General features: G+C 73.9%; 22 protein-coding genes. 9 read left to right on the top strand and 13 right to left on the bottom strand.

The genetic code is table 11. The features are described 5' to 3' along the window. Positions 1–45 precede the first annotated feature (45 nt). The gene (locus D5H75_RS19835; protein ID WP_119927986.1) at positions 46–1,443 is read left to right on the top strand and encodes an MFS transporter; all 1,398 of its coding nucleotides are present in this window, start codon (positions 46–48) and stop codon (positions 1,441–1,443) included. A 91-nt stretch (positions 1,444–1,534) separates the two neighbouring features. Here D5H75_RS19835 and D5H75_RS19840 read toward each other — a convergent pair whose 3' ends face one another. Then, the gene (locus D5H75_RS19840; protein ID WP_119927987.1) at positions 1,535–2,782 is read right to left on the bottom strand and encodes an aminotransferase class I/II-fold pyridoxal phosphate-dependent enzyme; all 1,248 of its coding nucleotides are present in this window, start codon (positions 2,780–2,782) and stop codon (positions 1,535–1,537) included. Here D5H75_RS19840 and D5H75_RS40915 point away from each other — a divergent pair. Together D5H75_RS40915 and D5H75_RS19845 are read left to right on the top strand one after the other, a co-directional pair. Beyond that, positions 2,781–2,966 carry a hypothetical protein gene (locus D5H75_RS40915; RefSeq protein ID WP_147425222.1) on the top strand — a complete coding sequence of 62 codons (186 nt, stop codon included), beginning with the start codon at positions 2,781–2,783 and terminating at the stop codon, positions 2,964–2,966. The genes D5H75_RS19840 and D5H75_RS40915 overlap by 2 nt on opposite strands. A gap of 45 nt (positions 2,967–3,011) precedes the next feature. Further along, complete coding sequence (locus D5H75_RS19845; protein ID WP_119927988.1) at positions 3,012–3,299, top strand: DUF4287 domain-containing protein; 288 nt, start codon at positions 3,012–3,014, stop codon at positions 3,297–3,299. A 167-nt stretch (positions 3,300–3,466) separates the two neighbouring features. Here D5H75_RS19845 and D5H75_RS19850 read toward each other — a convergent pair whose 3' ends face one another. Together D5H75_RS19850 and D5H75_RS19855 are read right to left on the bottom strand one after the other, a co-directional pair. Next, positions 3,467–4,957 carry a carboxyl transferase domain-containing protein gene (locus D5H75_RS19850; RefSeq protein WP_119927989.1) on the bottom strand — a complete coding sequence of 497 codons (1,491 nt, stop codon included), beginning with the start codon at positions 4,955–4,957 and terminating at the stop codon, positions 3,467–3,469. A 224-nt stretch (positions 4,958–5,181) separates the two neighbouring features. Next, positions 5,182–6,333 (bottom strand): CaiB/BaiF CoA transferase family protein, encoded by a 1,152-nt coding sequence (locus D5H75_RS19855; RefSeq protein WP_422674040.1) that lies wholly within the window; start codon positions 6,331–6,333, stop codon positions 5,182–5,184. Positions 6,334–6,414: 81 nt separating this feature from the next. Here D5H75_RS19855 and D5H75_RS19860 point away from each other — a divergent pair, with 81 nt between their 5' ends. Next, positions 6,415–7,032 carry a uridine kinase family protein gene (locus tag D5H75_RS19860; protein WP_119927990.1) on the top strand — a complete coding sequence of 206 codons (618 nt, stop codon included), beginning with the start codon at positions 6,415–6,417 and terminating at the stop codon, positions 7,030–7,032. 67 nt (positions 7,033–7,099) lie between these two features. Next, positions 7,100–7,585 (top strand): hypothetical protein, encoded by a 486-nt coding sequence (locus D5H75_RS19865; RefSeq protein ID WP_147425223.1) that lies wholly within the window; start codon positions 7,100–7,102, stop codon positions 7,583–7,585. 62 nt (positions 7,586–7,647) lie between these two features. Here the strand turns inward: D5H75_RS19865 and D5H75_RS19870 are convergent, their stop codons facing one another. Both D5H75_RS19870 and D5H75_RS19875 read right to left on the bottom strand, forming a co-directional pair. Next, positions 7,648–9,483 (bottom strand): hydantoinase B/oxoprolinase family protein, encoded by a 1,836-nt coding sequence (locus tag D5H75_RS19870; RefSeq protein ID WP_119927992.1) that lies wholly within the window; start codon positions 9,481–9,483, stop codon positions 7,648–7,650. Further along, complete coding sequence (locus tag D5H75_RS19875; protein ID WP_119927993.1) at positions 9,476–11,491, bottom strand: hydantoinase/oxoprolinase family protein; 2,016 nt, start codon at positions 11,489–11,491, stop codon at positions 9,476–9,478. The genes D5H75_RS19870 and D5H75_RS19875 overlap by 8 nt, the downstream gene beginning before the upstream one ends. Before the next feature lie 209 nt (positions 11,492–11,700). On the opposite strand from D5H75_RS19875, the gene D5H75_RS19880 reads away from it, so the two are divergent. Together D5H75_RS19880 and lipB are read left to right on the top strand one after the other, a co-directional pair. Further along, the gene (locus D5H75_RS19880) at positions 11,701–12,252 is read left to right on the top strand and encodes a hypothetical protein (protein ID WP_119927994.1); all 552 of its coding nucleotides are present in this window, start codon (positions 11,701–11,703) and stop codon (positions 12,250–12,252) included. Positions 12,253–12,362: 110 nt separating this feature from the next. Next, positions 12,363–13,037 carry a lipoyl(octanoyl) transferase LipB gene (gene lipB / locus D5H75_RS19885; protein ID WP_242454375.1) on the top strand — a complete coding sequence of 225 codons (675 nt, stop codon included), beginning with the start codon at positions 12,363–12,365 and terminating at the stop codon, positions 13,035–13,037. On the opposite strand, the gene D5H75_RS19890 is transcribed toward lipB, so the two are convergent. The 5 genes from D5H75_RS19890 to D5H75_RS19910 all read right to left on the bottom strand — a co-directional run bounded on the left by D5H75_RS19890 (position 13,034) and on the right by D5H75_RS19910 (position 17,054). Next, positions 13,034–13,672, bottom strand: coding sequence for a maleylpyruvate isomerase N-terminal domain-containing protein (locus tag D5H75_RS19890; RefSeq protein WP_119927995.1), 639 nt, complete (start codon positions 13,670–13,672; stop codon positions 13,034–13,036). The two genes, lipB and D5H75_RS19890, sit on opposite strands and share 4 nt — an antisense overlap. A gap of 145 nt (positions 13,673–13,817) precedes the next feature. Continuing rightward, positions 13,818–14,678 (bottom strand): SDR family NAD(P)-dependent oxidoreductase, encoded by an 861-nt coding sequence (locus D5H75_RS19895; protein ID WP_202638325.1) that lies wholly within the window; start codon positions 14,676–14,678, stop codon positions 13,818–13,820. Then, entirely contained in the window at positions 14,669–15,448 is a 780-nt protein-coding gene (locus tag D5H75_RS41755) for a 2OG-Fe(II)-dependent halogenase WelO5 family protein (RefSeq protein WP_202638326.1), read from the bottom strand. Before D5H75_RS41755 ends, D5H75_RS19895 begins: the two co-directional genes overlap by 10 nt. Continuing rightward, positions 15,448–16,209, bottom strand: a complete 762-nt coding sequence (locus D5H75_RS19905) for an HpcH/HpaI aldolase family protein (protein ID WP_119927998.1) — start codon at positions 16,207–16,209, stop codon at positions 15,448–15,450. Before D5H75_RS19905 ends, D5H75_RS41755 begins: the two co-directional genes overlap by 1 nt. Further along, positions 16,206–17,054 carry a hypothetical protein gene (locus D5H75_RS19910; protein ID WP_147425224.1) on the bottom strand — a complete coding sequence of 283 codons (849 nt, stop codon included), beginning with the start codon at positions 17,052–17,054 and terminating at the stop codon, positions 16,206–16,208. The genes D5H75_RS19905 and D5H75_RS19910 overlap by 4 nt, the downstream gene beginning before the upstream one ends. A gap of 489 nt (positions 17,055–17,543) precedes the next feature. Here D5H75_RS19910 and D5H75_RS19915 point away from each other — a divergent pair, with 489 nt between their 5' ends. Next, positions 17,544–19,016, top strand: a complete 1,473-nt coding sequence (locus tag D5H75_RS19915) for a dolichyl-phosphate-mannose--protein mannosyltransferase (protein ID WP_119928000.1) — start codon at positions 17,544–17,546, stop codon at positions 19,014–19,016. Between the two features lie 105 nt (positions 19,017–19,121). Here D5H75_RS19915 and D5H75_RS19920 read toward each other — a convergent pair whose 3' ends face one another. From D5H75_RS19920 to D5H75_RS19930, 3 genes are all read right to left on the bottom strand, one after another. Continuing rightward, positions 19,122–19,514 carry a YccF domain-containing protein gene (locus D5H75_RS19920; RefSeq protein WP_147425225.1) on the bottom strand — a complete coding sequence of 131 codons (393 nt, stop codon included), beginning with the start codon at positions 19,512–19,514 and terminating at the stop codon, positions 19,122–19,124. Positions 19,515–19,719: 205 nt separating this feature from the next. Next, positions 19,720–20,598: a hypothetical protein gene (locus D5H75_RS19925; RefSeq protein ID WP_119928002.1), complete on the bottom strand. Its 879-nt coding sequence runs from the start codon at positions 20,596–20,598 to the stop codon at positions 19,720–19,722. Positions 20,599–20,730: 132 nt separating this feature from the next. Continuing rightward, the gene (locus D5H75_RS19930) at positions 20,731–21,456 is read right to left on the bottom strand and encodes a glucose 1-dehydrogenase (RefSeq protein WP_119928003.1); all 726 of its coding nucleotides are present in this window, start codon (positions 21,454–21,456) and stop codon (positions 20,731–20,733) included. Between the two features lie 94 nt (positions 21,457–21,550). On the opposite strand from D5H75_RS19930, the gene D5H75_RS19935 reads away from it, so the two are divergent. Further along, positions 21,551–23,197 carry an MFS transporter gene (locus tag D5H75_RS19935; protein WP_119928004.1) on the top strand — a complete coding sequence of 549 codons (1,647 nt, stop codon included), beginning with the start codon at positions 21,551–21,553 and terminating at the stop codon, positions 23,195–23,197. Positions 23,198–23,211: the final 14 nt, after the last annotated feature.

The raw sequence follows: 23,211 nt of genomic DNA on the forward strand, positions 1-23,211 counted from the left end.
CCCTTCTTACGGTGGGCGAGCTGCCTTGATTGAGGGGTTCCGGACATGACACTCACACAGACGCCACGCCTGGGCGCGAGCCTGGGCCTGCTGGCCTTCGCCAATCTGATCACCTCGCTCGACTTCACGATCGTCTACGTGGCCCTGCCGGACATCGCGCGGGACGCGGGTTTCAGCGTGCACTCGATCCAGTGGGTCGTGAGCGCGTACGCCGTGGTGTTCGGCGGGTTCCTGCTGCTCGGCGGGCGCCTGTCCGACCTGCTGGGCCGCCGCCGCCTGTTCGCCGCGGGCATGCTGCTGTACGGCGGGGCGTCCCTCCTCGGCGGGCTCGCCGAGGGGCCGGGAACGCTGATCGCCGCCCGCGCCCTCCAGGGCCTCGGCGGCGCGATCCTGGCCCCGGCGACGCTGGCGCTGGTCAACACCATGTTCACCGAGCACGCGCAGCGGACCCGGGCGCTGACGGTGTGGGCCACCGGGGGCGCGGCGGGCCTGAGCCTGGGCGCCCTCCTCGGCGGGGCGCTGACCAGCGCGCTCGGCTGGGAATGGGTCTTCTTCGTGAACGTGCCGCTGGCCGCGCTCGGCCTCGTGGCGGCGCCGTACCTGCTCGTCCCCGACGCCCCCCGGGCGCGGGGCACCGGTTTCGACCTGCCCGGCGCGCTGACCGGCACCGGCGGGGTGACCCTCCTGGTCTTCGCGATCGCGCAGGGCCCGGAGACCGGCTGGGGCTCGCCGACCGTGCTCGGCGCGGCCGTCGCGGGGCTGGTCCTGCTGACGGTGTTCGTCCGGATCGAGGGGGCCAGCCGCCATCCGCTGCTGCCGCTGCGGCTGTTCCGGGAGCGCGGCCTGCCGGCGGCCGCCGGGGTCATCCTGCTGTTCGGCCTGACACTGCAGGCGGTGCCGTACTTCCTGACGCTGTACTTCCAGGACGTCCTGGGCTACGACGCCCTGCGGACCGGCGTGGGGTTCCTCGGCCCCACCCTGACGATCACCCTGGGCAACACGCTGAGCGACCGGCTCATCCCGCGCTTCGGCACCCGCGCGACGCTGGTCTCCGGGCTGCTGACCGGCGGGGCCGGGGCCGCCCTCCTCGCGGCGGGGATGCGCGCCGACGGCTCCTACCTGACGGTCCTCGCGGGGATCGTCGTGGTGGGGCTGGGCATGGGCCTGATCTACCCCGCGATGTTCAACGCGGCGGGCGGCGGCGTCGCGCCCGGGGACGCGGGCGTGGCCTCCGGCCTGGCGAACACCGCGCTCCAGGTCGGCTCGGGGGCCGGGCTCGCCGTCCTCGTGGCCGTGGCCACCGCGTCCCTCCCCGGCCTCACCGGCGAACCCCTCCGCGAGGCCACCGCCTCCGGCCTGGCCACCGCGGGCTACGTCGCCGCCGCAGGCGTCCTCCTGGCCGTGCCCGCCGCCCTGCGCGTCCCGTCCACCCGCCGCCCCTGAGGGCCGTACGGCGTGAGCCCCCGCGGCGTGAGGCCGCGGGGGCTCACGCCGTACCGGCGAATCAGGTCGATCCAGGTCAAGTCAGAGCGAGTCAGACATCCGGACCGTGCAGGAGGCGGCGGGCGGACTCGGGCGTGGCCACCTCCTCGGCGGCGGTCCGCAGGGCCGTGACCACGGCGTCGGCGAACACGGCGGGCCCGCCCAGCGCCGCGACGGTCTCCGGCGGGAGGAACTTGATCAGGAGGGCCGAGGTGCCCGGGGGCATGCCTGCGAAGTGGACCGTGAGGAGGCCGTGGTCGCGGAGGAGGACCATCGCCAGGGCGGCCGTGGCCTCGACGGGGGCCAGGTCCAGTCGGGGGCGGCCGGACCTGGCCGTCAGCTCGGCGAGGACTGCCTCGCCGGGCAGCCGGGTGATGAAGGGGGTCGCCTCCACGGCGTCGCCGAGCCGGGCGCGCAGCGCGTCGCCCACCTCGCGGGTGACGGCGACCAGCTCGCGCACGCGCTCGGGGCGGTACGCCGCGAGGCAGGCCGCGACGGCCGGGTAGAGGACCGGCCGGCACTCCGACCCGAGTTCGAAGGCCCGCGCCCGCGCCTTCGCCACCAGGTCCGCGCGCCCGCCCAGCAGGCCGACACGCGGGCCCGCGACGCCGTACTTGTCCAGCCCTGTCGCACCCAGGTCCGCGCCCAGTTCGAGGGTGCGAGGCTGGCCGAGCACCGCGGGGCCGACGCGTGCGCCCCCCGCGTCGTCCACCACGACGAGCGCGCCGCGCCGGTGGGCGCCGTCGATCACCTGGCGCAGGTCGCTCTCCGGCAGCGCCTCGTACGTCACCGCGAGCCGCGTGACCACGACCACCGACAGATCGGTGACCGTTCCGAGCGCCGCCTCGAACGCGTCGGCCCCGGCCGCCTCCACCAGCCGCCCGCCCGCGTCGCGCACGCCCCGCACGACCGCCGGGTGGCTGTAGGAGGGCGAGACCCCGATGACGTCCGACCCGGGCCGCACCGTGACCTGCAACGCGGCGAACAGCGCGGCCGTCGTCCGGTTCGCGGCGAACACGTCGTGCTCCCCCGGCGTCCCGCCCAGGTGCGCCAGCCCCAGTTCCCGCACCCGGCCGTCGTACAGCGCGCCCGCCCACTCGTCGTCCAGCTCCCACGCGGGGGTCCCCACGGGCATCGGCAGCCCCCGTTCCAGCCCGCTCACGTTGTGCAGCGGCAGCCCTGCCTCGCGTCGCCGCCGCACATGTCCCCACGCCACCTCCAGCTTCCGCAGGTGATCCCGCGTCCCGCCGAGGATCGCCCCCGGCGCGTAGGGAAGCCCGCCCGTGAGCACCGTGGTCATGAGCACTCCTCCGATCCCGGAAGCCTCCAGAAGATCACCTCCCGGACTCCCGGACAACCCCCGCCGCCGCGGCCAGGCCCTCGACGTCCGCGGGCTCACGGCCCTGTCCCGCGACGCCGTCGAGCGGTACGGCGGGTACGGCGGGGGCGGTCAGATGGGTGTCATTCGTGCGAACGGCTACTAATGGGACAATTCCCCTCTCAGTGACGCGTGAGGATGGGAGAGAGGCATGTCATTCCAGGCTTATCTGGACAACATCGAGGAGAAGACGGGGCTGACGCCCCGGCAGTTCATCGCGCTGGCGAAGGAGCGCGGGTACGACGATCCGGGCACCAAGGCGGGCGTGATCGTCGAATGGCTCAAGCAGGACTACGACCTCGGGCGCGGGCACGCCATGGCCCTGGTGCACGTGATCAAGAAGGGGCCGAAGATCGACGCCAAGCACGTCGGGACCACGGGCTCCCACCGGGACGAGTCCGACACCCTCTGGCTCGACGGCAAGGCCACCCGCCCCTGACGCCCGGAGCGCCCGGCCCGCCACCCGGCCGGAACGCCACGGCACGGAACACCACGCAACGGCCTGATCCGGCCCGGTCCGGCCCGGTCCGCTCCGGCCTGCCGTGACCGGCCTGGTCCGGCCCGGTCCGCTCCGGCCTGCCGCGACCGGCGCGGGCGGTCGCGGGGTCAGCGCAGGTCGCGGTATCTGCGGAGGCGGGCCTCCAGGCGGTATGCGGGAGCGGCGGCCAGGAGAACGGCCAGCTCATGGTCGAGGGCCCGGGCGACGCGGCGGCTGAAGGCGGCGGGCTCGTCGGCGGCGTCCGGGCGCTCGGGGATGATCCGGTCCACGATGCCGTCGCGCCGCAGGTCGGCGGCGCGCACGCCCTGGCGTTCGGCGATCTCGGGGGCGAAGTCGGTCGCGCGGTAGAGGATCGCGGACGCGCCCTCCGGCAGCAGGGGGGACAGCCAGGCGTGCTGGGCGCACAGCACCCGGTCCGCGGGGAGCAGGGCCAGCGCCGCGCCGCCCGCGCCCTCGCCGAGCAGCAGGCACACGGTCGGCGCGGTGAGCGTGACCAGGTCGGCCAGGCACCGGGCGATCTCCCCGGCGAGGCCGCCCTCCTCGGCCTCCTTCGACAGGGCCGCGCCCGCCGTGTCCACGACCGAGACCAGCGGCAGGCCCAGCTCCGAGGCCAGCCGCATGCCCCGCCGGGCGACCCGCAGCCCCGCCGGGCCGAGCGGGACCCCGTCGCGCTGCTTGCGCCGGTCCTGCCCGATGACGACGGCGGGGGCCGTGCCGAACCGCGCCAGGGCCAGCAGCAGCCCCGGGTCGCTCTCCCCCGAGCCGGTCCCGTGCAGCGGCGTCACGTCGGCCGCGCCGTACCTGAGCAGTTCCCGCACGCCGGGCCGGTCGGGCCGCCGCGACCTCGTGATGGCGTCCCACGCGGGGATCCCCTCCGCGTCGGCCTCCTCCGGCTCCGGGCCCGGGTCGAGCCCGTCCCGGGGCGCGCACAGCACCGACAGCGCCCGGATCGCGATCTCCCGGGCCTGCGACGCGTCCACCACGGCGTCCACCAGCCCGTGCGCGAACAGGTTCTCCGCCCGCTGCACGCCGGGCGGGAACGGCTCGCCGTACAGCGCCTCGTAGACCCGGGGCCCCAGGAACCCGATCAGCGCCCCCGGCTCGGCCGCCGTCACGTGCCCCAGCGACCCCCACGACGCGAACACCCCGCCCGTGGTCGGATGCCGCAGGTAGACGACGTACGGCAGGCCCGCCGCCCGGTGCAGCCGCACCGCCGCCGCGATCTTGATCATCTGGGTGAACGCGAGCGCCCCCTCCTGCATCCGGGTCCCCCCGGACGCCGGCGCGGCCAGCAGCGGAAGCCCCTCGGCGGTGGCGCGCTCGACGGCTGCGACCAGCCGCTCGGCCGCCGCCACCCCGATGGACCCGGCCAGGAACGAGAACTCGCACGCCATCACGGCCACCCGCCGCCCGCCGAGCAGCCCCTCCCCGGTGATCACCGACTCGTCGTACCCGCTCCGCTCCCGCGCCGCCGCCAGCTCCTCGCCGTACGGCGTGCCGGCCGCGACGGGATCGCGGGGCGGCGAGTCCCAGGACCGGAACGTCCCGGGGTCCAGCACCGCCCTCACCAGAGCCCGAGCATCAGGCCGCCCGCCCATCAACCCTCCCAAGACCCGCTGACCCCGATCATCCCCCGTCCCCCGCCCCGAGCCCGCGCCGCCCCGCCCGCAGCGGCCCGTACGGCCCTGCGGCCCTGCGGCCGTGCGCCCGCGCCCACGTCGTACGGACGAGCGGACGGGCTCAGGCCGTACGGCGGCACAGCCCGCACGGACCGGATCAGGCCGTACGGGCCCCGGGCCGTACGGCGAGCGGCGGGGGGCGCTCAGCCCTGGGCGGCCTCGCGGGCCGCGAGCCAGGCGAGGACCTCCTCGGTGTGCTCGCCCAGCCCCGGGGGTGCGGTGTGCCGGGCGGGCGGCGCGCCGTCGACGCGGAGGGCGGGCCCCGGCAGCTCGATCGGGCCCAGGACCGGGTGGTCCACCGTGATCACCAGCCCCTGCGAGCGGGTCTGGGCCCACTCGTAGACCTCGTCCAGGGTGCGGATCGCGCCGGCCGGGACGCCCAGGCGGGACAGCTCGGCCAGCCAGTGGGCGCGGTCCATCGTCCGCAGGACCTTCTCCACGTCGGCGATCACCTCGTCGCGCACGGCGAAGCGGTCGCGGTTGGTGGCGTACCTCGGGTCGTCGATGCCCAGGAGGCCGGCCAGCTTCGCCCACTGCGTCTCGTTGGCCACCGCGATCTGGATCATCCCGTCGGCGCAGTGGAACGCCCCGTAGGGGGTGATGGAGGAGTGGTGGTTCCCGGCGGGCCCGGGGACCCGGCCCGCGACCGTCCAGGCGGTGCCGTGGTAGGCGTGGACGCCGACCACCGAGGCCAGCAGGGACGTGCGCACGACGCGGCCCCGGCCGGTGCGCTCGCGCTCGTAGAGGGCCGCGACCACGCCGTACGCGCCGTGGAGCCCGGCCAGCAGGTCGGCGATGGACGCCCCCACCCGGTACGGCTCGTCCGGGGAGGGGCCGGTGAGGCTCATGAGGCCCGCCTCGCCCTGGGCGATCTGGTCGTAGCCGGGCCTGCCGCCCTCGGGCCCGTCGTGGCCGAACCCGGTGATGGACAGCACGACCAGGCGCGGGTTCAGCTCGTGGAGGCGGGACACCGGGAAGCCGAGGCGGTCCAGGACCCCGGTGCGGAAGTTCTCGATGAGGACGTCGCTCTGCCGTACCAGGCGCTCGATCAGGTCCCGGCCCCCGGCGGACTTCAGGTCCACCGCGATCGACCGCTTGTTCCGGTTGCAGGACAGGAAGTAGGTGCTGATGTCGTTCTCCGGCCCGACGAACGGCGGTCCCCAGCCCCGGGACTCGTCGCCGCCCGACGGGTGTTCCACCTTGATCACGAAGGCGCCCAGGTCCCCGAGCAACTGGGCGGCGTGGGGGCCCGCGAGGGCCCGGGACAGGTCCAGCACGACGACGTCGTTCAGCACCGTCAGCCTCCAAAGGGGGTCTGGCGCCAGAGTGCCAGCCCGGGCGGCGGCGGGGCCAGAGGCGCGTGACACGATTCCCCGATGGGCGTTATCAACGGCGCGCCGGGGCCTGGCGCCGTCCTGACGTACTCCTGGCTGGCCGGGCGGGTGCGCGCCCTGCCGCCCTCGTGCGGCCCGGTGCGGCTGGTCGCGGTGGACGGGCCCGGCGGCTCGGGCAAGACCACGTTCGCCGGGCGGCTCGGGCGGGAGCTCGGGGCGCGGGTGGTGCACAGCGACGACTTCCCGGTCGCCTGGGACGACCCGGTGAGCTGGTTCGGGCTGCTGGAGACGCAGGTGCTCGCGCCGCTGGAGCGCGGGGAGGCCGGCCGGTTCCGGCGGTGGGACTGGCCGCGCGGGGAGTACGACGGGCCCGTGACCGTGCCCCCGGACCCGGTGCTGGTCGTCGAGGGCGTGAGCACGGCCCGGCGGAGCGCGGCGGGCCTGATCGCGCTCGCGGTGTGGGTGGAGGCCCCGCGTGAGCTGCGGCTGCGGCGGGCGCTGGCGCGCGACGGGGAGGAGTACCGCGCGCAGTGGGAGACCTGGGTGAGGGCGGAGGATACCTTCTTCGCCGCCGACGGCACACGCTCCCGCGCCGACCTCCTCGTGGACGGGGACCCGCGCGTCCCCCACGATCCCGAGAAGGAGTTTGTCCTCCGCTGAATCAGGGTTGACCGGGCGCTCTCCTGGGGAAACGCTCTGTTATCAGTAATCACGGAGGGTAATCGAGATGTCGAAGCACCGTAAATATCCCAGCTTGCGCGCCCGGCTGGCCGGCATCCTGATACTCGGCTCCTCCCTCGCGACCGCCGCCGCCCTCGGTCACGCGGGGGACCAGTCCAGCCGGCAGGCGTCCGGGCGTTCGGGGAACGCCTCCCTGGCCGCCTCCACCCGCCCCACGCTCGCCGCTCCCCCGACCCGCGCCGAGCTGACGCGCGCCACCGAGCTGCTGATCGCCCACCCCAAGCTGGGCCGGAGCGTGGCCAAGGCGTACAAGGAGGCCACCGGCGAGAAGCTGGACTCGGCCGCCGACCTGCGGCCCCAGGGTTCCCTGTTCCACGCGGCCCAGCTCCGCAAGACCAACGAGGACCTGGCGGCGTGCGGCAGCCAGCGCTGCGTCCAGCTCTTCGTCCGCCTCCCCGACGGGAGCTGGGCCGAGACCGACCGCGTCGTCGTCAACCTCGCCAGGTCCAAGGTCGAGCGGCTGAAGTGGTGACCCGTCAGGCGGGTCACGGATGCGGGTGACCCGTCAGGGCGGATCGCGGAAGTGGTGAGCGGTCAGGGCAGGTCCACGGCGGGGTACGGCAGGCCGCCGGACAGCCGCGCGTAGCCGGGGCCGCGGTCGAAGAACGGGCGCGCGGCCGGGCGGGCCGCGCGCAGCCGCGCCCGCTCGGCCGCGGTGGCGTCCGCGTCCGCCTCGCCGTCCGCGGTGAGGATCACGCCGTAGTCGGCGCGGGCGCCGCCCGCCGAGACCTTGCCGTCGCGGACGTCGGCGGCCACCCTCGCGGGGTCGCGGTCGAGCGGGTCGCCCCAGCCGCCGCCCCCGGTCGTCCGGATGCGGATGACCTGCCCGGCGCGCACCGGCTCGCCGTCCACCAGGCCCTCCATCTCGCGCCCGTCGATCGTGACGCGGAACGGCCGCCCGGCCGCGCCGCCGTTCACGCCCCAGCAGGACAGGATGGACCGGTCGGCGATGGACATGTAGCGGGCGTCCTCCAGCATGCGGATGTGCTTGTCGTAGCCGAGCCCGCCGCGGTACTCCCCCGGCCCGCCCGAGTCCACGGCCAGCCCGAGCCGCTCCACCCGCAGCGGCCAGCGCGCCTCGGCGAACTCCACCGGGATGTTCCGCGAGTCCGGCACCACGTGGATCGTGTCCTCCCCGTCGGCGTACCACCGGCCGCCCGAGCCCCCGCCCAGGACCTCGCGCATCAGGTACGGCGTCCCGCCCGCCTCGCCGTACACGCCGGTGTAGCGGATGGTCTCCTGGTCGGCCGGCATGCGCCCGCCGGTGGCCTTGGCCAGGACCCCGGCGAGCACGCCGAGCAGGCGCAGGATGACGAACGTGCGGGCGTTGGTGGGGGCCGGGAAGACCGGGGTGAGCAGGGTGCCCTTCTCCGGGAAGACCATCTCGATGAGGGGGACGACGCCCTCGTTGACGTCGAGCTCGGCCATGTGCTCGGGGGTGTCGGCGAGGTTGCGCAGCACGGGCGCCAGCCACTTCTTCAGGAACACGCCGTCGGCGTAGTCGCCCGCGTGGTTGATCGGACCCTTGGCCTGCGGCGACGTGCCGGTGAAGTCGATGATCAGCTTGTCGCCCGCCCGGGTGAGCGTGATTCGCTGGGTGTGCAGGCGCGGCTCGTCCACGCCGTCGTGCTCGGCGTAGTCCTCCCAGACGTACACGCCCTCGGGGATCTTCGACAGCAGCTCCCTGCGGAACGTCTCGGTGGTCTTGGCGATGATCGCGTCGAAGCAGCGCTCGACGGGCGCCCTGCCGTACCGCTCGAACAGCTCGGCGAGCCGCCGCGCGCCCATCAGGCACGCCGAGCACTCGGCGTCGAGGTCCCCGGCCAGGGAGTCGGGCATGCGGGAGTTGCGGGTCATGATCCGCAGCGCGGCCTCGTTGGGCACGCCCCGGTCCCGCAGCCGGATCGGGGGGACCATCAGGCCCTCCTCGAAGACGCTGGTCGCGTGGGAGGGCATCGAGCCGGGCACGGAGCCGCCGATGTCGTCGTGGTGCCCGAACGCCTGCACGAACGCGACGACCTCGCCCCGGTGGAACACCGGCACGGTCACGCACAGGTCCGGCAGGTGGCCGATCCCGCCCTCGGAGAGGTAGACGTCGTTGTGGAAGTAGACGTCCCCCTCGTTCATGGTCCCCACGGGGAAGTCGCGGACGACGGGCTGGACGAGCGCGGAGTACGACCGGCCGGTCAGCTTGCGCAGCCGCACGTCGTGGATGCCGGCGCGGAAGTCGTGCGCGTCCCTGATCATCGGGGAGCGGGCGGTGCGCGCGATCGCGGTCTCGACCTCGCGCTCGACCGACGCCAGCGTGCCCTCGACGATCTCCACGAGCACGGGGTCCGGCCGGTCTCCGCCGGGGAGTGTGTCAGTCACGGGTCACCACCAGGTTCGCGTGGTCGTCCACCCGGGCGCGGAAGCCGGGGTGGACCGGCAGGGTCGAGCCGAACTCCTCCACGATCGCCGGGCCGCGGACCACGTCGCCGGGCCCCAGGTCCGCGCGCCGGTGGACCGGCGTGTCCACCCAGCCGCCCGCGAAGAACGCCCGCCGTACGGCCGGGGCCGCCGGGGGCCCCTCGCGGCGGGGCGGCCGGCGCAGCCTCGGGCGGGAGATCGGGCCGACGCCGGAGACCCGCAGGTTCACCCACTCCACGCGGTGCCGGGGGTCGTCGCGGTAGCCGTACCCGTAGAGCCGTTCGTGGGCCTCGTGGAACCTCGCCGTCACGGTCTCCCGCCACCGCGCGTCCACGGGACCGGCGGGGGCCGGGACGCGGACCTCGTACGCCTGGCCGTGGTAGCGCAGGTCGGCCTCGCGCAGGTACACGTGGCGCTCGCGCGGGAAGCCCTCCCGGCCGAGGGCGCCGGCGGCCAGCGCCTCCAGCTCAGCCAAGATCGCCTCCGCGCGGGCGGGGTCGAGGTCGTCGGTGACGTACGTCCGGACGTAGTCGTTCTTGACGTCCACGGTGAGCAGCCCGAACGCGGAGACCGTGCCGGGGCTCGCGGGGACCAGGACGGCGGGCGGGCCGAGGATGTCGATCAGGCGGCAGGCGGCCAGCGGGCCGGAGCCGCCGAAGACGACCATGGGGAAGTCGCGCACGTCGAGGCCGCGGCGCACGGTGACCTGGCGGATGGCGTTGGCCTGGTTCCAGGCGTTGATCTCCAGGACGCCGGTGGCGGCGCGCTCGGGGGCGAGGCCGAGCCCGCCCGCCAGCGCCTCGATCCCCTCCCGCGCCGCGTCCGGGTCGAGGGGGATCCCGCCGCCGAGCAGGCGGGGCGGGACGCCGCCGAGCATGACGTGGGCGTCGGTGACCGTGGGCTCGGCGCCGCCCCTCCGGTAGCACATCGGGCCGGGGTCGGCCCCGGCTGATCTGGGGCCGACCTTGAGCGTGCCCTCGGGCGAGATCCACGCGACGGACCCGCCGCCCGCGCCCACGGTGACGATGTCGATCATCGGGATCTTGCAGGGGTAACGCCCGACCCCGCCCTCGGTGGTGATCGCGGGCTCGCCGTCCTGGACGATCGCGACGTCGGTCGAGGTCCCGCCGCCGTCCAGGGTGATCACACTGTCGTACCCGGCGGTGCGGGCGATCAGCGCGGCCCCGAGCGCGCCGGCGGCCGGGCCGGAGAGCACCGTGGTGATCGGCTGGCGGGCGACCTCGCGCGCGGAGAGCATCCCGCCGTTGGACTTCATCACGTGGAGCGGCCGGTCCAGCTCGGCCGCGATCCGCCCGATGTACCGCGACATGTGCGGCTTCACCGCGGCGTCCACCAGCGTGGTGACGGCCCGTTCGTACTCCCGGTACTCCCGCAGCACCTCGCTGGAGATCGACACCGCCACCCCCGGGCACTCCCGCGCCAGCACCTCCCGCATCCGCTCCTCGTGCGCGGGGTCGGCGTAGGAGTGCAGGAAGCACACCCCCACGGCGCCGACCCCGAGCTCCCGGAACTCCCGCGCGACCCGCACCGCGCCCTCGTCGTCGAACGGCCGGACCTCCCGCCCCCGGTGATCGAGCCGCCCGCCCACGCCCCGGACCAGCCGGACCGGCACGATCCGCTCCGGCTTGACCCAGAAGTAGGAGTTCCCGTACCCGTCGGGCACGCTCTGCCGCCCGATCTCCAGCAGGAACTCGAACCCCTCCGTCGTGACGAACCCGAGCCCCCCGACCCGCCCCTCCAGCAACCGGTTGGTGGCCACGGTCGTCCCATGGCACACCGCCCCGACCTCCCCGGCCTCCCCGCCCGCCCATCTCAGCCCCGCGAGGAACGCCACCGCCGGATCCTCCGGCGTCGAGGGCGTCTTGGTGACCCGCACCTCCCCGGTCCCCTCGTCGAACGCCACCACGTCCGTGAACGTCCCCCCGGTGTCCACCCCAACCCGAATCATGCCTCCACCCTGACCCACCACCCCCACCCCCGCCCCGGCGATCCCTGCCCACCCCCACCCCCCACCGTGGTCACCCCTGACCCCACCCCCAGCTCACCCCCCTCCCCCGCCGCCCACGCGCCCGCCGTACGGCATGAGCCCGCGGGCCCGCGCGCGCCGTGCCGGGATCCGGGCGAGGGAGATCGATGCCGGGCGGAGATCATGAGGGGATGGATCTCGACGTGGTCTTCACGGGCCGGGGGCTCGTTCTCCCCGCGGGGCAGAGGGGCCTTCCTGGGCTTCCGGAAGACGGGGAGGTCCGCCTGGAGGACATCCGTGACGCGGACCCGGACGCCGCCCCGCCGGAGGTCCGCACCGCCGGCGGGCTGACGCTCTTCGTGACGGCCCTCCAGCGCCGGGAGCTCACGGCCTTCTGCGGAAGGCACGCGGTCCCCCTCCGGCGGCGTCCCGACGTCTGGGCGGACCTGCTGGGTCCCTTCCTCGACACCGAGGAGACCGCCGGGCAGCGGACCGCGGCCCTGGAGCGCCTGAGCGCGATCGGCCTGGACGAGGCCCGCGTGACCCGGATACGGGAGCGCGTGGCCCCGCTGATGATCGCCTACAACGCCCTCCACTGGGACTGGCACCACCTCGGGCTGTGCGATCTCCTCGACGCGGCGGCCGCTCCCTGGATTCCCGAGCGTGTGCGGCGCGGGCTCGGCGACCTCGGCGAGTTCCGCGTCTGGGCGATGCGGATCGCCGACATCCCCACCGCCCCCTGAGCGTCCCGCCGTACGGCCCCGGGCCCTCGCCCGCCGTACGGCGGGGGCGTGGGGGTTCTGGTGGGGGTTCTCTCGGAAGTGCGGGGCGGGTGGGGGCGTAGGGTCGGGATGTGAGGTATGTGGGGAATGGGCTGAGCGGGCTGGAGCGGGTGGACCTCGGGGAGGTTCCGTACGGCGAGGCCGTCGCGGCCATGGCGGAGTGGGTGCGGGAGCGGCGGGAAGGGGAGGCCGGGGATCGGCTGTTCCTGCTGGAGCATCCGGCGGTGATCACTTATGGGACGCGAACGCCGCCGGCCGAGTTGCCGGCGCGGACGGGGATACCGGTGGTGGAGGTCGACCGGGGCGGGCAGGCGACCTATCACGGGCCGGGGCAGCTCGTCGGGTACCTCGTGGTGGACCTGCGGGAGCGGGGGCCCGCGGACGTGGTGCGGTGGGTGGAGAACGCGCTGATCGCGGCGCTGGGGACGCTGGGCTTCCCGGCGATCCGGCGGGACACGCCCCGGGGCGGGCAGAGCCTCGTGGGGGTGTGGACGCCGGACCTGAAGAAGATCGCGTCCATCGGGATGCGGATCAGGGGCGGGGTGACCAGCCACGGGTTCGCCCTGAACGTGGATCCCGACCTGGGGGTCTTCGACACGTTCGTCGCGTGCGGGCTGCCGGAGGCGCCGATGACCTCGCTGGCCGAGCAGGCGGCGGCGCTGGGCAGGCCCGCGCCCGCCGAGGACGAGGTGCGCGACGCGGTGGCCGCCGCGTTCGGGGCCACCGCCCGCGCCGGGGCGCGCTAGAAGGCCGCGACGGTCGCCGGGGCGCGTTCGGCCCGGCTCAGGGCGCGGAGGACGGCGACCGGGCCGTGGCGGCGTACGGCCAGGCGGGCCAGCAGGTCCACGACCCGCTCGGTGGCGGCGGCGGGCAGGGGCGGGGTGGGCAGGTCCACGCTGACCGCGAGGTCGTCGCAGTGCACCGCCATCTCCAGGGTCCGCGTGAGCAGCAGGTCGTCCAGCCGCAGCGACCACGAGTCCCACAGCGGGATGTGCACCGCGCGGTTCTCGGCTCCGGGCAGGACCTCGCCCAGCTCCTCCAGCGCCGCCTCGACCCGCGCGGACAGCGCCCCGGGCCCGTCGGCGGCCAGCCGGTCGCCCCCGCCCCGGATGCGCAGGTTGATCTCGTCGTCGATGTCCGCCTCGATCCAGCGCACGCGCGCGTAGTGCCCCATCACCGGCACGGTCTCGTGAACGGGCGCCGGCCCCGCCATCGCCTCGGGGACGACCAGCACCTGGTACGCCAGATGCCCCGCGAGCCCCCCGACCGTGAACCTCGGCAGCGCGCTCGGCTCGTCCCACGCCGACACCACGGCCGGCTCCCGCAGCAACCCCGCCGACACCCGCGCCGCCGCCAGGAAGTCCTCCCGGATCCCGCCCATCCCGCACCCCCTCCATCCCGACCCGTCCCCCCGACCGTGACACCCCCACCACCCCGCATCCAGGTCCAATCGCCGGTCAATTGGCCTCAGATTCCGCCGGTCGCCGTACGGCGAGCGCTGACCTCGGGCTCCACGGGGGCCGACGTCAGGGGTTCCAGGGACTGCCGGCGAGCAGGCCGCCGTCGACCAGGATGCTCGCGCCGGAGATGAACGAACCGGCGTCCGAGGCCAGCAGCAGGCACGCTCCGACCAGTTCCTCCGGCCAGCCGGGGCGGCGCTGCGGGCATCGGGCCAGGATCCACTTGGCGCGGGCTTCGTCCTGCCACAGCGGCCTGGACAGGGAGGTCATCAGGAAGCCGGGTGAGATGCAGTTCACCCGGATCCGGTACTTCGCCCACTCCACGCACATGGTCTTGGTCGCCTGGGCGAGCGCCGCCTTGTGCGCGCCGTAGACCGACACGTCCTCCACCCCGATCTCGGCGTTCACGGACGTGATGTTCACGATGGACCCGCCGCCGGTCTCCCGCATCGTCAACATGGCCTCGCGTGCCAGGAAGTACGCGGCCCGCAGGTTCACGTCGGCGATCGACGACCAGACCTCGGGATCGGCATGGGCGATGGGCCTGCGTTCGTTGACGGCCGCCGCGTTGACGACGACGTCGAGCCTCCCGAACCTGGACAGGACACCCTCGACGATGAAAGGGGGAGCGGCCGGATCACGGAGATCCGCCGCGACGACGTGGTGTTCCTTCCCCCCGGCCCCCAGGCGCTCGGCGATGCCCGCGCAACGCTCCCCCGTGATGTCGCTGAGCACGACACGCGCGCCCGCCGCCGCCAGCCCGAGGGCGAGCCATCCGCCCACCCCGCCCCCGGCTCCCGTGATCAAGGCCACTTTGCCGTCGAGGGAGAACAGCCGCTCCGGGCGCAGCGCTTCCAGGTCGCCCCGGCTCTCCACCTCCCATTCGCTCGTCACGCGCGTCCAGTCACCCTGGTCGGTCAGCTCCACAGCATGACTCCATCCGACTCCCCGCCGATCCCGAGAAATCCCGAAATCGTGATTCGACGCCCCTCGGCCGTCGCGGCCACCGCGTGCAACCGCGTCGATCTCACCATGATCAGGTCGCCGGGAGCGGGCTGAATCACCAGGTCGGGACGCGGGAGCCGGTGAGGGTCGAAGCCATAGGCGTCCTCCTGCGCCCGATGGCCCGCATCCAGCAGGGCCGGCAGCGTGACGTTCCACACCAGCAGCTCACCACCGCGCTCGGGCGTCTCCAAGTACACGTTGACCCCGAACTGCTCCTTGAACGCGAGGCCGCCGAGCGGCGCGGCCCCCGATCGCTGGATGATGTCGAAATGCGGGAGTGCCCGCATTCCCGGATCCCAGCTTCGGAGCATCCCGAAGACCACCGGACGGCCGTCCAGGTGGAGGAGCCGCGCGCCCCACGGTGACAGCTCGTCGATCTCGGCGCGGAAGACGTCCGCGGGGTTGGCGTACGGCTGGAACGCCAGGCGCATCGCCCGCAGTACGCTCCAGGAACGGCGCAGATACGCCTCCCCCTCGGCGGGACCGCCTCGGGCGACGGTGCTGAACGCCGGTATCTGACTGCGGTATATCCGCCGGACCGAACCCCGCAGCAGGCGCGGGATCACGTGTTCGCGGGCATGCCTGAGAACGTCCTCCGGCGCGTAGCCCCGGACGTGGATCGCGAGGATCTCCGAGTCCTCGAAGAGGGCCCGCCGGCACGTCTCCAACGAGTCCGACCGCACGATCATCATCACTGCCGGGGCCGCCGCAATTGGTCGAGTGTCGCCTTCGCCCCGGTCGCGACGTGCCCCGCGTCCGAGCCGATCGCCAGCAGCAGCGTCCTCATTCCCAGCTCGGTGTTCGCGGCCTCCGGATTCGGACAGAACATACCCAGCGGCATTCCCTTGGCCTGGCAGGCCGCGCGCACCCTGTCCACCATCTCGGCCAAGGCGGGGTTGGAGAGCTCTCCCAGGATCCCCAGGCTGCCCGAGAGGTCGTAGGGTCCGACGAATATCGCGTCGATGCCGTCCACGGCGAGGATGGCATCGATGTTCTTCACCCCCTCGACGTCCTCGATCTGGGCTATCACCGCGATGCTGTCCGTCGCCTCGCTCAGGTACTCGTGAAAGCGCGCCCCGTATCCCTGCGCCCGGGAGATGCCCACGCTCCGGCCGCCCGCGGGGGGGTACTTCGCGGACCTCACGACGCGCTCGGCCTCCTCCGGTGTGGAGACATGCGGCACGATGATGCCGTCGCATCCGGTGTCGAGGGCGTGTTTGATCCAGGTCTCGGAACCGTCCGGCACCCGGATGACGGCGTATCCGCGCGGCTGAAGGACCTCGATGATCCGTTGGGCGCTTTTCAGGTCGAGAAGCGCCGAATGCTCTAGATCCAGGAAGAACCACGAGAACCCCGCATGCTGCAGGATCATCGCCAGCTCAGGCGAGTCGAGGGAGATGAGGGTGCCGAGCAGCGCTTCGTCCGACCGAAGCCGCCTGCGCAGGTTGTTCACGTCAGCACGCCCTTTCGCAGGGTCTGGTAGAAGGAATTCAGCTCGATGTCCGGGTTGAGCTGCGCGAGCCTGTCGAGGCCGGCCGCGCGGACCTGCCGCCCCTCATTTATCTTCAGCGAGTCGTGCCAGAGCAGGTTGTAGTAGTCGAGCATCACCTTTCCGAGCACGGGGTCGGTGATGAGCATGGAGTCCATCGACCCCGTGAGATTCACCGGCGGAAATATGAATACGTGCAGATTCCCGTTCTTCTGGGTGATGTGCAGACTCAGCGGATGCAGCAGCGGGCGGATGCGATCCTGATCGAATATGGCGAAGGAGACGCGCCCGGTCTGGAGCAGTTCACAGGATCTCTCCACGAGCCACTTGGATTTGCTGATCGTGTCCACGCTGGCGATGCTGCGAAAGCTTCTCAGCGGACTCCGGCGGTTCTTGACGTCCCGGTGAACCTCCTCGAAGTAGCGGTCGAGCTCGGGATGCTCGCCGCGGGGCGGCGAGAGGTTGAGAGTGCTCACGGTGGTCGCCCCCACTGTGATCTCGACCAGTTTGCGCAGGAAATCCTCGCTCGTGGTGAAAACCTCGACCCCGCGAGCGGGCTGGTTCAGCAGCCGGCGCTGACGCTCGGATATCGCGCTCAGCTCTCCGTAGACGTAGGCGATGAAGCTGGCGAGGGTGCCGAAGAGGTAGGCCGCGACCAGGTCCAGCGGCATCGGCACCGGCCGCGGCAGGAGGAGGTTGGCGACTCCGACGATCAACGCGACCACGGCGAAGATACCGGCCAGCCAAATTGATATTCGACCGGCCAAATGTGTGGATTCGTCACTGAGTCTTGGCATCAGGAAGTCCATGCAGAGATCGAGCAAATGAGGCGACACGGGTGAGTGAGATTGTAGATTCACCCCCGCGGCATCGCCAGCGCGCCGCCATACCGAGGCCCGGCGAGCCATATAGATCGTTTTTCCCGCCACCCCAGGCCGACGCCCCCGCCCGCGATGCGTGCCCGATCGCCCGCCCGGACCCGCCGTCATGCCGAGGAACGGATGCCGATCATTACGTAACGGATCCACATGATTCACAGCCCGCAGAAATCAACATCCGGAAATTACCGGAATTCCGTTGACCGGAGCCCCGATGGGGCGCGGTCGCGCCTCCACGTCGGATGTCACCCCATCATCCCCTCTGTCCGGAGTTCAGGAATTGTTACCTAAGTGACAGATGTGAAGAAGATGTTGCTCTAGCATGATCGAGTGTCTGGGTCCTCACTGGTCGGCCGAGTGGCTCCGCTTGTGCGGAGTGCGGGGTTCTGGGCGTGGGCGGGGCCTTTGGCGGTAGCGGGGATGGGCGCGGGGCTGCGGTTCGAGCGGGTCTGGGAACCGCGGGAGATCGTCTTCGATGAGACCTATTACGCGAAGGACGCCCTGTCGCTGCTGCGGTTCGGGGTTGAGCGGAAGACGGTCGGGACGACCGAGGACCCGGTCGCGGACCGGATCCTGAACGCCGGGGGGACGGACCTCTGGGTCCAGTGCCCGCCCCGGCCGGAGGCGGAGTGCCTGTCGTTCGTGGCGCACCCCCCGCTCGGGAAGTGGATGATCGCCGCCGGGGAGTGGCTGTTCGGGGCGAATCCGCTGGGGTGGCGTTTCGCGGTGGCGCTGTTCGGGAGCCTGACCGTGCTGATCCTGGCGCGGACGGCGCTGCGGATGACGCGGTCCACGCTGCTGGGGTGCCTGGCGGGGCTGCTGCTGGCGCTGGACGGGCTGCACTTCGTGCTCAGCCGTACGGCGCTGCTGGACGGGCTGGTGACGTTCTGGGTGGTCGCGGCGTTCGCGTGTCTCGTCGTCGACCGGGACCGGGCGCGCGAACGGCTGGCGCTCGCGCTGGAGGACGTCAGGAACCCGGTGGACGGGAAGGTCCGGGCGGACGCCGTACCGTGGCTGGGGTGGCGGCCCTGGCGGGTGGCGGGGGCGGCCTGCCTGGGGGCGGCGGTGGCCACCAAGTGGAGCGGCCTGTGGTTCCTGCTCGCGTTCGCCGTGCTGACCCTGGTCTGGGACGCCGGGGCGCGGCGGGCGGCGGGCCTGCGGCGGTGGGGTGCGGACCTGCCCGCGGCGCTGCCGACGCTGGCGCTGGTGCCGGCGGTGGCCTACCTCGCGTCGTGGGCGGGGTGGTTCGGTTCGCCGCTCGGCTGGGGGCGGAACTGGGACCGGTCCTCGGGGCTCGCGTTCCCGCTGGACTCGCTCTGGTCGTGGTTCCAGTACCAGCGCGACATCCTGGACTTCCACGACGGGCTGGCCGACGGGCACCTCTACCAGTCGTGGCCGTGGAGCTGGCCGGTGCTCGCCCGGCCGGTCGCCTTCTACTACCCGGAGGGCGTGCGCGGCTGCGGCGCCGACGACTGCTCCCGCGCGATCCTGGCCGTGGGCACGCCGGTGATCTGGTGGGGCGGGATCGCGGCGCTCGTGGCGATCACCGTGTGGTACTTCCGCGCCCGGGACTGGCGCGCGGCTGCCGTGCTGGTGTCGTACCTGGCCGGCTGGCTGCCGTGGTTCTTCTACGCCGCCAGGGGCCGCACGATGTACCTCTTCTACGCGCTGCCCACGCTGCCGTTCCTGATCCTGGCGATCGTGCTCGCCGCCGGGTGGCTGATCGGCCCGGCGCGCGCGGGCTCGACGCGCCGCACGGTGGGCGCCGTCGTCGCGGGGACGTTCACGCTCCTGGTGATCGTCAACTTCTGGTGGCTGCACCCGGTGCTGGCGGGCGAGGTGATCACCTACGAGGCGTGGTACTCCCGGATGCTCTTCCGGAGCTGGATCTAGCCGGGAGCCGCGCGCCGGCCCCGGATCACCGCGGGCCGAACCCTGGCCGCCGCGGCCCGGTCCGGGTCGCCGCGCGCCGGCCCCCGGATCGGACGCCGGCCCGGGTCAGGGGGCCTGCCGGTGCGTCGCCGCCGTCTCGTCCGGGCGGTCCCTGCGCGGGCCCATCACGGCCGCGATCACCGGCTCGGCCTGCGCGGCGGGCACGTGGGCGGCCAGCCGTACGGCGACCTCGTTCATCCGGCGCAGCTCGGCCTCGGCGCGCTCCTTGCCCGCCTGCCCGGTCTGGATGCCGAAGTACGCCCCGATGATCGTCCCGACCACCCCGGTCAAGCCGCCGAACAGGACGGTCATGTCGCCGTCCACGATCACGCCCACGACGAAGCAGATCAGCACGACCGCCAGCCCGGCCATCACGACCCACAGGCCGTTCTGGCCGCGCACCTGGTCCGGGTCCGTCTCCGCGTCCACGCCCGCTCTCGGCCGTAGGGGCAGGGTCATCGCACCTCCCGCAGTCGTCGTCCTCGCAATCTGCCACGGCGGGGAGCGGGCGCGCCACGGGGGCGGCGTCCCTGTCGCGTGATCGTGACTTCCGCGCCCGTACGCCACGGGAGCGCTCTCCGGGACCGGCGCCCGTAGGCCACGGGAGCGCGCCCCGGGACCGCGTCCGTACGCCACGGGAGAGCGTCCCGGGACCCGCCGCCGGTCAGGACAGGATCTCCTCCAGGCGGGCCGCGAGGTGCTTGGCGTCCTGCTCGACCAGCGCGGAGGCGGCGCGCCACCAGCCGAACCACTCGCCGCTGCGCCACATCCAGTCCACCGCGCCCACGGCGGCGATCACGTCGCCGACCGTGGACCACCCCTCGCCCACCTCGGCCGGGGTCGCGCCGTGCCGCAGCGCCCACGAGCGCAGGATCGCGGCGGCCTCCGGGTCGACGGCCTCGGCGTAGGGGTCGGGCACCTCCCCCGGCAGCCGGTGGGGGCCGAGCCCGAGCGCGGTCTCCCAGGCCCACGACGCCTCGGCCGGGCCGGAGTAGCGCAGCGAGTCGAAGTCCAGCTCCGTGCCCGGGGAGCCGTCGTCGCGGCGGACGACCACCGCGTCCACCCGGCCTCCGGTGTCGAACGCGGCCACCAGCCGGTCCCCCGGCTCGGCGCCGGGCGGCGGCGGCACCCGGTCGGCGGCCCGCCAGGAGTTGAGGTCCACCTGCCCGGCGGGCGGCCCCCACCGGGCCTCGGCGACGTCCTCGGCGATCCGCGCGGCCAGCGTCTCCAGCGCGGCCGGGTCCGCCGCGTCGCCGCCGCGCAGCACCTCGTCGGGCGTGCCGCCGGGGCCGGGCCGCGCCCACCAGCCCGCGCCGATCTCCCGGGTGCCGGCCGTCAGGGCCGCGACGGCCGCGAGGCGCTCGGCCCTGCGCGTCAGCGCCCCGCGCCGCACCAGCTCGGCGCACCTGCCCGCCCGCTCCTCGCCGAGCACCGGCTCGGCCGTCGCGAGCAGCGACCCCGCCGTCGGCGGGGCCCCCTCGACCATCGCGCGGACCACCCGCATCGCCTCTGCCTTGGCGTGCTTGGCACCAGGACGGCTCATGCCCCAACGCTACGTCGCCGCGCCCCGCGGCTCCACCACGATCACCACAATCGGTCAGACCCGCGAGGCGAGGCCGGGCGTCCGATACCCGCGCCCCTCCGCGGGGCCCGGGCCGTACGGCGGGCACCGGCCTCAGAGGAGGAAGCCGCCCGTGGCGCGGAGGTTCTGGCCGGTGATCCAGGCGCTGTCGGGGCCGGCCAGGAAGGCGACCACGGCGGCGATGTCGGCCGGTCGCCCCAGGCGGCCGAGGGCGGTCCAGGCGGGGGTCTGCTCCAGGGCCTCGGGCGGATTGGTCGCGCGGAGCAGGTCGGTGTCGGTGGCGCCGGGGGAGACGGTGTTCACGGTGATGCCGCGCGGGCCGAGCTCGCGGCTGGCGACGGCGGAGAACTGCTCCAGGGCGGCCTTGCTGGCGGAGTACAGGATCAGGCCGGGGGCCGGGAGCGCGGTGTTGAGGGTGGAGATGTTGATGATCCGGCCGCCGTCGCGCATCACGCGCGCCGCGTGCCGCATCGCGAAGAAGGCGGCCTTGGCGTTGACCGCCATCACGTGGTCGTACGTCTCCTCGGTCACCTCGGCCAGCGGCGTGACCGGGTTGATCGCGGCGTTGTTGACCAGGATGTCCAGTCCGCCGAGCAGCCGGACCGCCTCCTCGAAGGCGCGCTCCAGCTCGGCGAGGGACGCCTGGTCCGCGCGGATCGCGAAGATCCGCTCGCCGGCGGCCTCCTTGGCCGCGGCGTCGTCGCTCCGGTAGGTGAAGGCCACCGTCGCGCCCTCCCGCGCCAGCCGTTCCGCGATCGCGCGCCCGATGCCCCGGGATCCGCCGGTGACGAGCGCGGCCTTGCCGTCGAGAGTTCCCATGCGATCACCTCGCGCCCATCTTGCGCACAATCCCCGCCCGGGGTCCAGAGCCGCCCGTTGACCTTAGGCTTGGTTGAGGTTTTAGCGTGAGATCATGACTGAGACCAGCATAAATCCGGTGCCCCGGCGGGCAGGACGGCGGGAATGGACGGGCCTGGTCGTGCTCGTCCTGCCGACGCTGCTCCTGGCCATCGACGTGAGCGTGCTGCACCTGGCGGTGCCCCAGCTCAGCGCGGACCTGCGGCCCAGCTCCGCCCAGCTTCTGTGGATCAACGACATCTACGGATTCCTCATCGCCGGATTCCTGATCACGATGGGCGCGCTCGGCGACCGCGTCGGGCGGCGGCGGCTGCTGCTGATCGGCGCGACCGCGTTCGCGGCGGCGTCGGCCCTGGCGGCGTACGCCCCCAACGCCGAGCTGCTGATCGCGGCGCGGGCGGTGCTGGGGATCGCGGGGGCGACCCTGATGCCGTCCACGCTGTCCCTGATCCGCACCATGTTCGCCGACCCCGCCCAGCGCACGGTCGCGATCAGCCTGTGGATGACCGGCTTCACCGGCGGCATGGTGATCGGGCCGCTGGTGGGCGGGCTGCTGCTGGAGAACTTCTGGTGGGGCTCGGCCTTCCTGCTCGGCGTGCCGGTGATGGCGCTGCTGCTCGTGGCGGGGCCGCTGCTGCTGCCGGAGTACCGCGACCCCTCCCCCGGCCGGCTCGACCTGGTCAGCGTGGTGCTGTCGCTGGCCGCGGTGATCGCCGTCATCTACGCGGTGAAGGAGATCGCGGCGTACGGCGTGGGCGCGCCCGCCCTGGTCGCGCTGCTCGCCGGGGCCGTGCTCGCGGCGGTGTTCGTGCGGCGGCAGCGGACGCTGGCCGACCCGCTGGTGGACCTGCGGCTCTTCGCCGAGCGCCGGTTCAGCGCCTCGCTCGGGATCCTGGTGCTCGTCATCCTGGTCGGGCCGGGGATGGGGTTGCTCAGCGCGCAGTACATGCAGCTCGTCGCGGGCCTGTCGCCGCTCCAGGCCGGGCTGCTGACGCTGCCGCAGACGGTGACGCTGATCATCGGGTTCACGGCCGCCCCGAGGCTGGCCGCGCGGTTTCGGCCCGGGCCGGTGGCCGCCGCGGGGCTGCTGGTCAGCGCGGCCGGGATGGTCGTGATGGCGACGGCGCCCGGTCCCGGCGGGCTGGCGGCGGTCGTGGCGGGGCAGGCGCTGTTCTTCCTCGGCGGGTCGCCGCTGCTGGTGCTGGGCACCGACCTCGTCGTCGGCTCGGCGCCGCCGGAGCGGGCGGGGGCGGCCTCGGCGTTGTCCGAGACGGCGCAGGAACTCGGCGGCGCCGTGGGCCTGGCGGTCTTCGGGAGCATCGCGACGGCGGTCTACCGGGCGGGGGTGAGCGTGCCCGCCGGGCTGCCGGCCGAAGCGGCGGAGGCGGCCAGGGACACCCTGGGCAGCGCCGCCCAGGTCGCGGCCGAGCTGCCGGCGCGGGCGGGCGAGGCGCTGCTCGCCTCCGCGCGGGCCGCGTTCGGCGCGGGCCTGCAGGTCACGGCCCTGTCCGGGGCCGTGCTCGTGGGCGTGACGGCGGTGCTGACCGCGATCGTCCTGCGCGGCGTCACCGCCCCCGGCGTGGCGGACCAGCCAGCGGCGGAGGACCAGCCGGCGGCGGAGGACCAGCCGGCGGCGGAGAGCCCGCAGGTCGCCGGGGACGCCGGGCGCGCGGACGCGGCGGGTGTACGGCAGGCGGGGTGACGACCCCGCCCCGC

It is taken from the genome of Bailinhaonella thermotolerans, assembly GCF_003594875.1.
Classification (GTDB): domain Bacteria; phylum Actinomycetota; class Actinomycetes; order Streptosporangiales; family Streptosporangiaceae; genus Bailinhaonella; species Bailinhaonella thermotolerans.

Coding starts and splice junctions, on each gene's coding strand:
- D5H75_RS19835 (WP_119927986.1), top strand. CDS start 46: ATGACACTCACACAGACGCCACGCCTGGGCGCGAGCCTGGGCCTGCTG.
- D5H75_RS40915 (WP_147425222.1), top strand. CDS start 2,781: ATGAGCACTCCTCCGATCCCGGAAGCCTCCAGAAGATCACCTCCCGGA.
- D5H75_RS19840 (WP_119927987.1), bottom strand. CDS start 2,782: ATGACCACGGTGCTCACGGGCGGGCTTCCCTACGCGCCGGGGGCGATC.
- D5H75_RS19845 (WP_119927988.1), top strand. CDS start 3,012: ATGTCATTCCAGGCTTATCTGGACAACATCGAGGAGAAGACGGGGCTG.
- D5H75_RS19850 (WP_119927989.1), bottom strand. CDS start 4,957: ATGGGCGGGCGGCCTGATGCTCGGGCTCTGGTGAGGGCGGTGCTGGAC.
- D5H75_RS19860 (WP_119927990.1), top strand. CDS start 6,415: ATGGGCGTTATCAACGGCGCGCCGGGGCCTGGCGCCGTCCTGACGTAC.
- D5H75_RS19865 (WP_147425223.1), top strand. CDS start 7,100: ATGTCGAAGCACCGTAAATATCCCAGCTTGCGCGCCCGGCTGGCCGGC.
- D5H75_RS19875 (WP_119927993.1), bottom strand. CDS start 11,491: ATGATTCGGGTTGGGGTGGACACCGGGGGGACGTTCACGGACGTGGTG.
- D5H75_RS19880 (WP_119927994.1), top strand. CDS start 11,701: ATGGATCTCGACGTGGTCTTCACGGGCCGGGGGCTCGTTCTCCCCGCG.
- D5H75_RS19890 (WP_119927995.1), bottom strand. CDS start 13,672: ATGGGCGGGATCCGGGAGGACTTCCTGGCGGCGGCGCGGGTGTCGGCG.
- D5H75_RS41755 (WP_202638326.1), bottom strand. CDS start 15,448: ATGATGATCGTGCGGTCGGACTCGTTGGAGACGTGCCGGCGGGCCCTC.
- D5H75_RS19910 (WP_147425224.1), bottom strand. CDS start 17,054: ATGGACTTCCTGATGCCAAGACTCAGTGACGAATCCACACATTTGGCC.
- D5H75_RS19915 (WP_119928000.1), top strand. CDS start 17,544: ATGGGCGCGGGGCTGCGGTTCGAGCGGGTCTGGGAACCGCGGGAGATC.
- D5H75_RS19920 (WP_147425225.1), bottom strand. CDS start 19,514: ATGACCCTGCCCCTACGGCCGAGAGCGGGCGTGGACGCGGAGACGGAC.
- D5H75_RS19925 (WP_119928002.1), bottom strand. CDS start 20,598: ATGAGCCGTCCTGGTGCCAAGCACGCCAAGGCAGAGGCGATGCGGGTG.
- D5H75_RS19930 (WP_119928003.1), bottom strand. CDS start 21,456: ATGGGAACTCTCGACGGCAAGGCCGCGCTCGTCACCGGCGGATCCCGG.
- D5H75_RS19935 (WP_119928004.1), top strand. CDS start 21,551: ATGACTGAGACCAGCATAAATCCGGTGCCCCGGCGGGCAGGACGGCGG.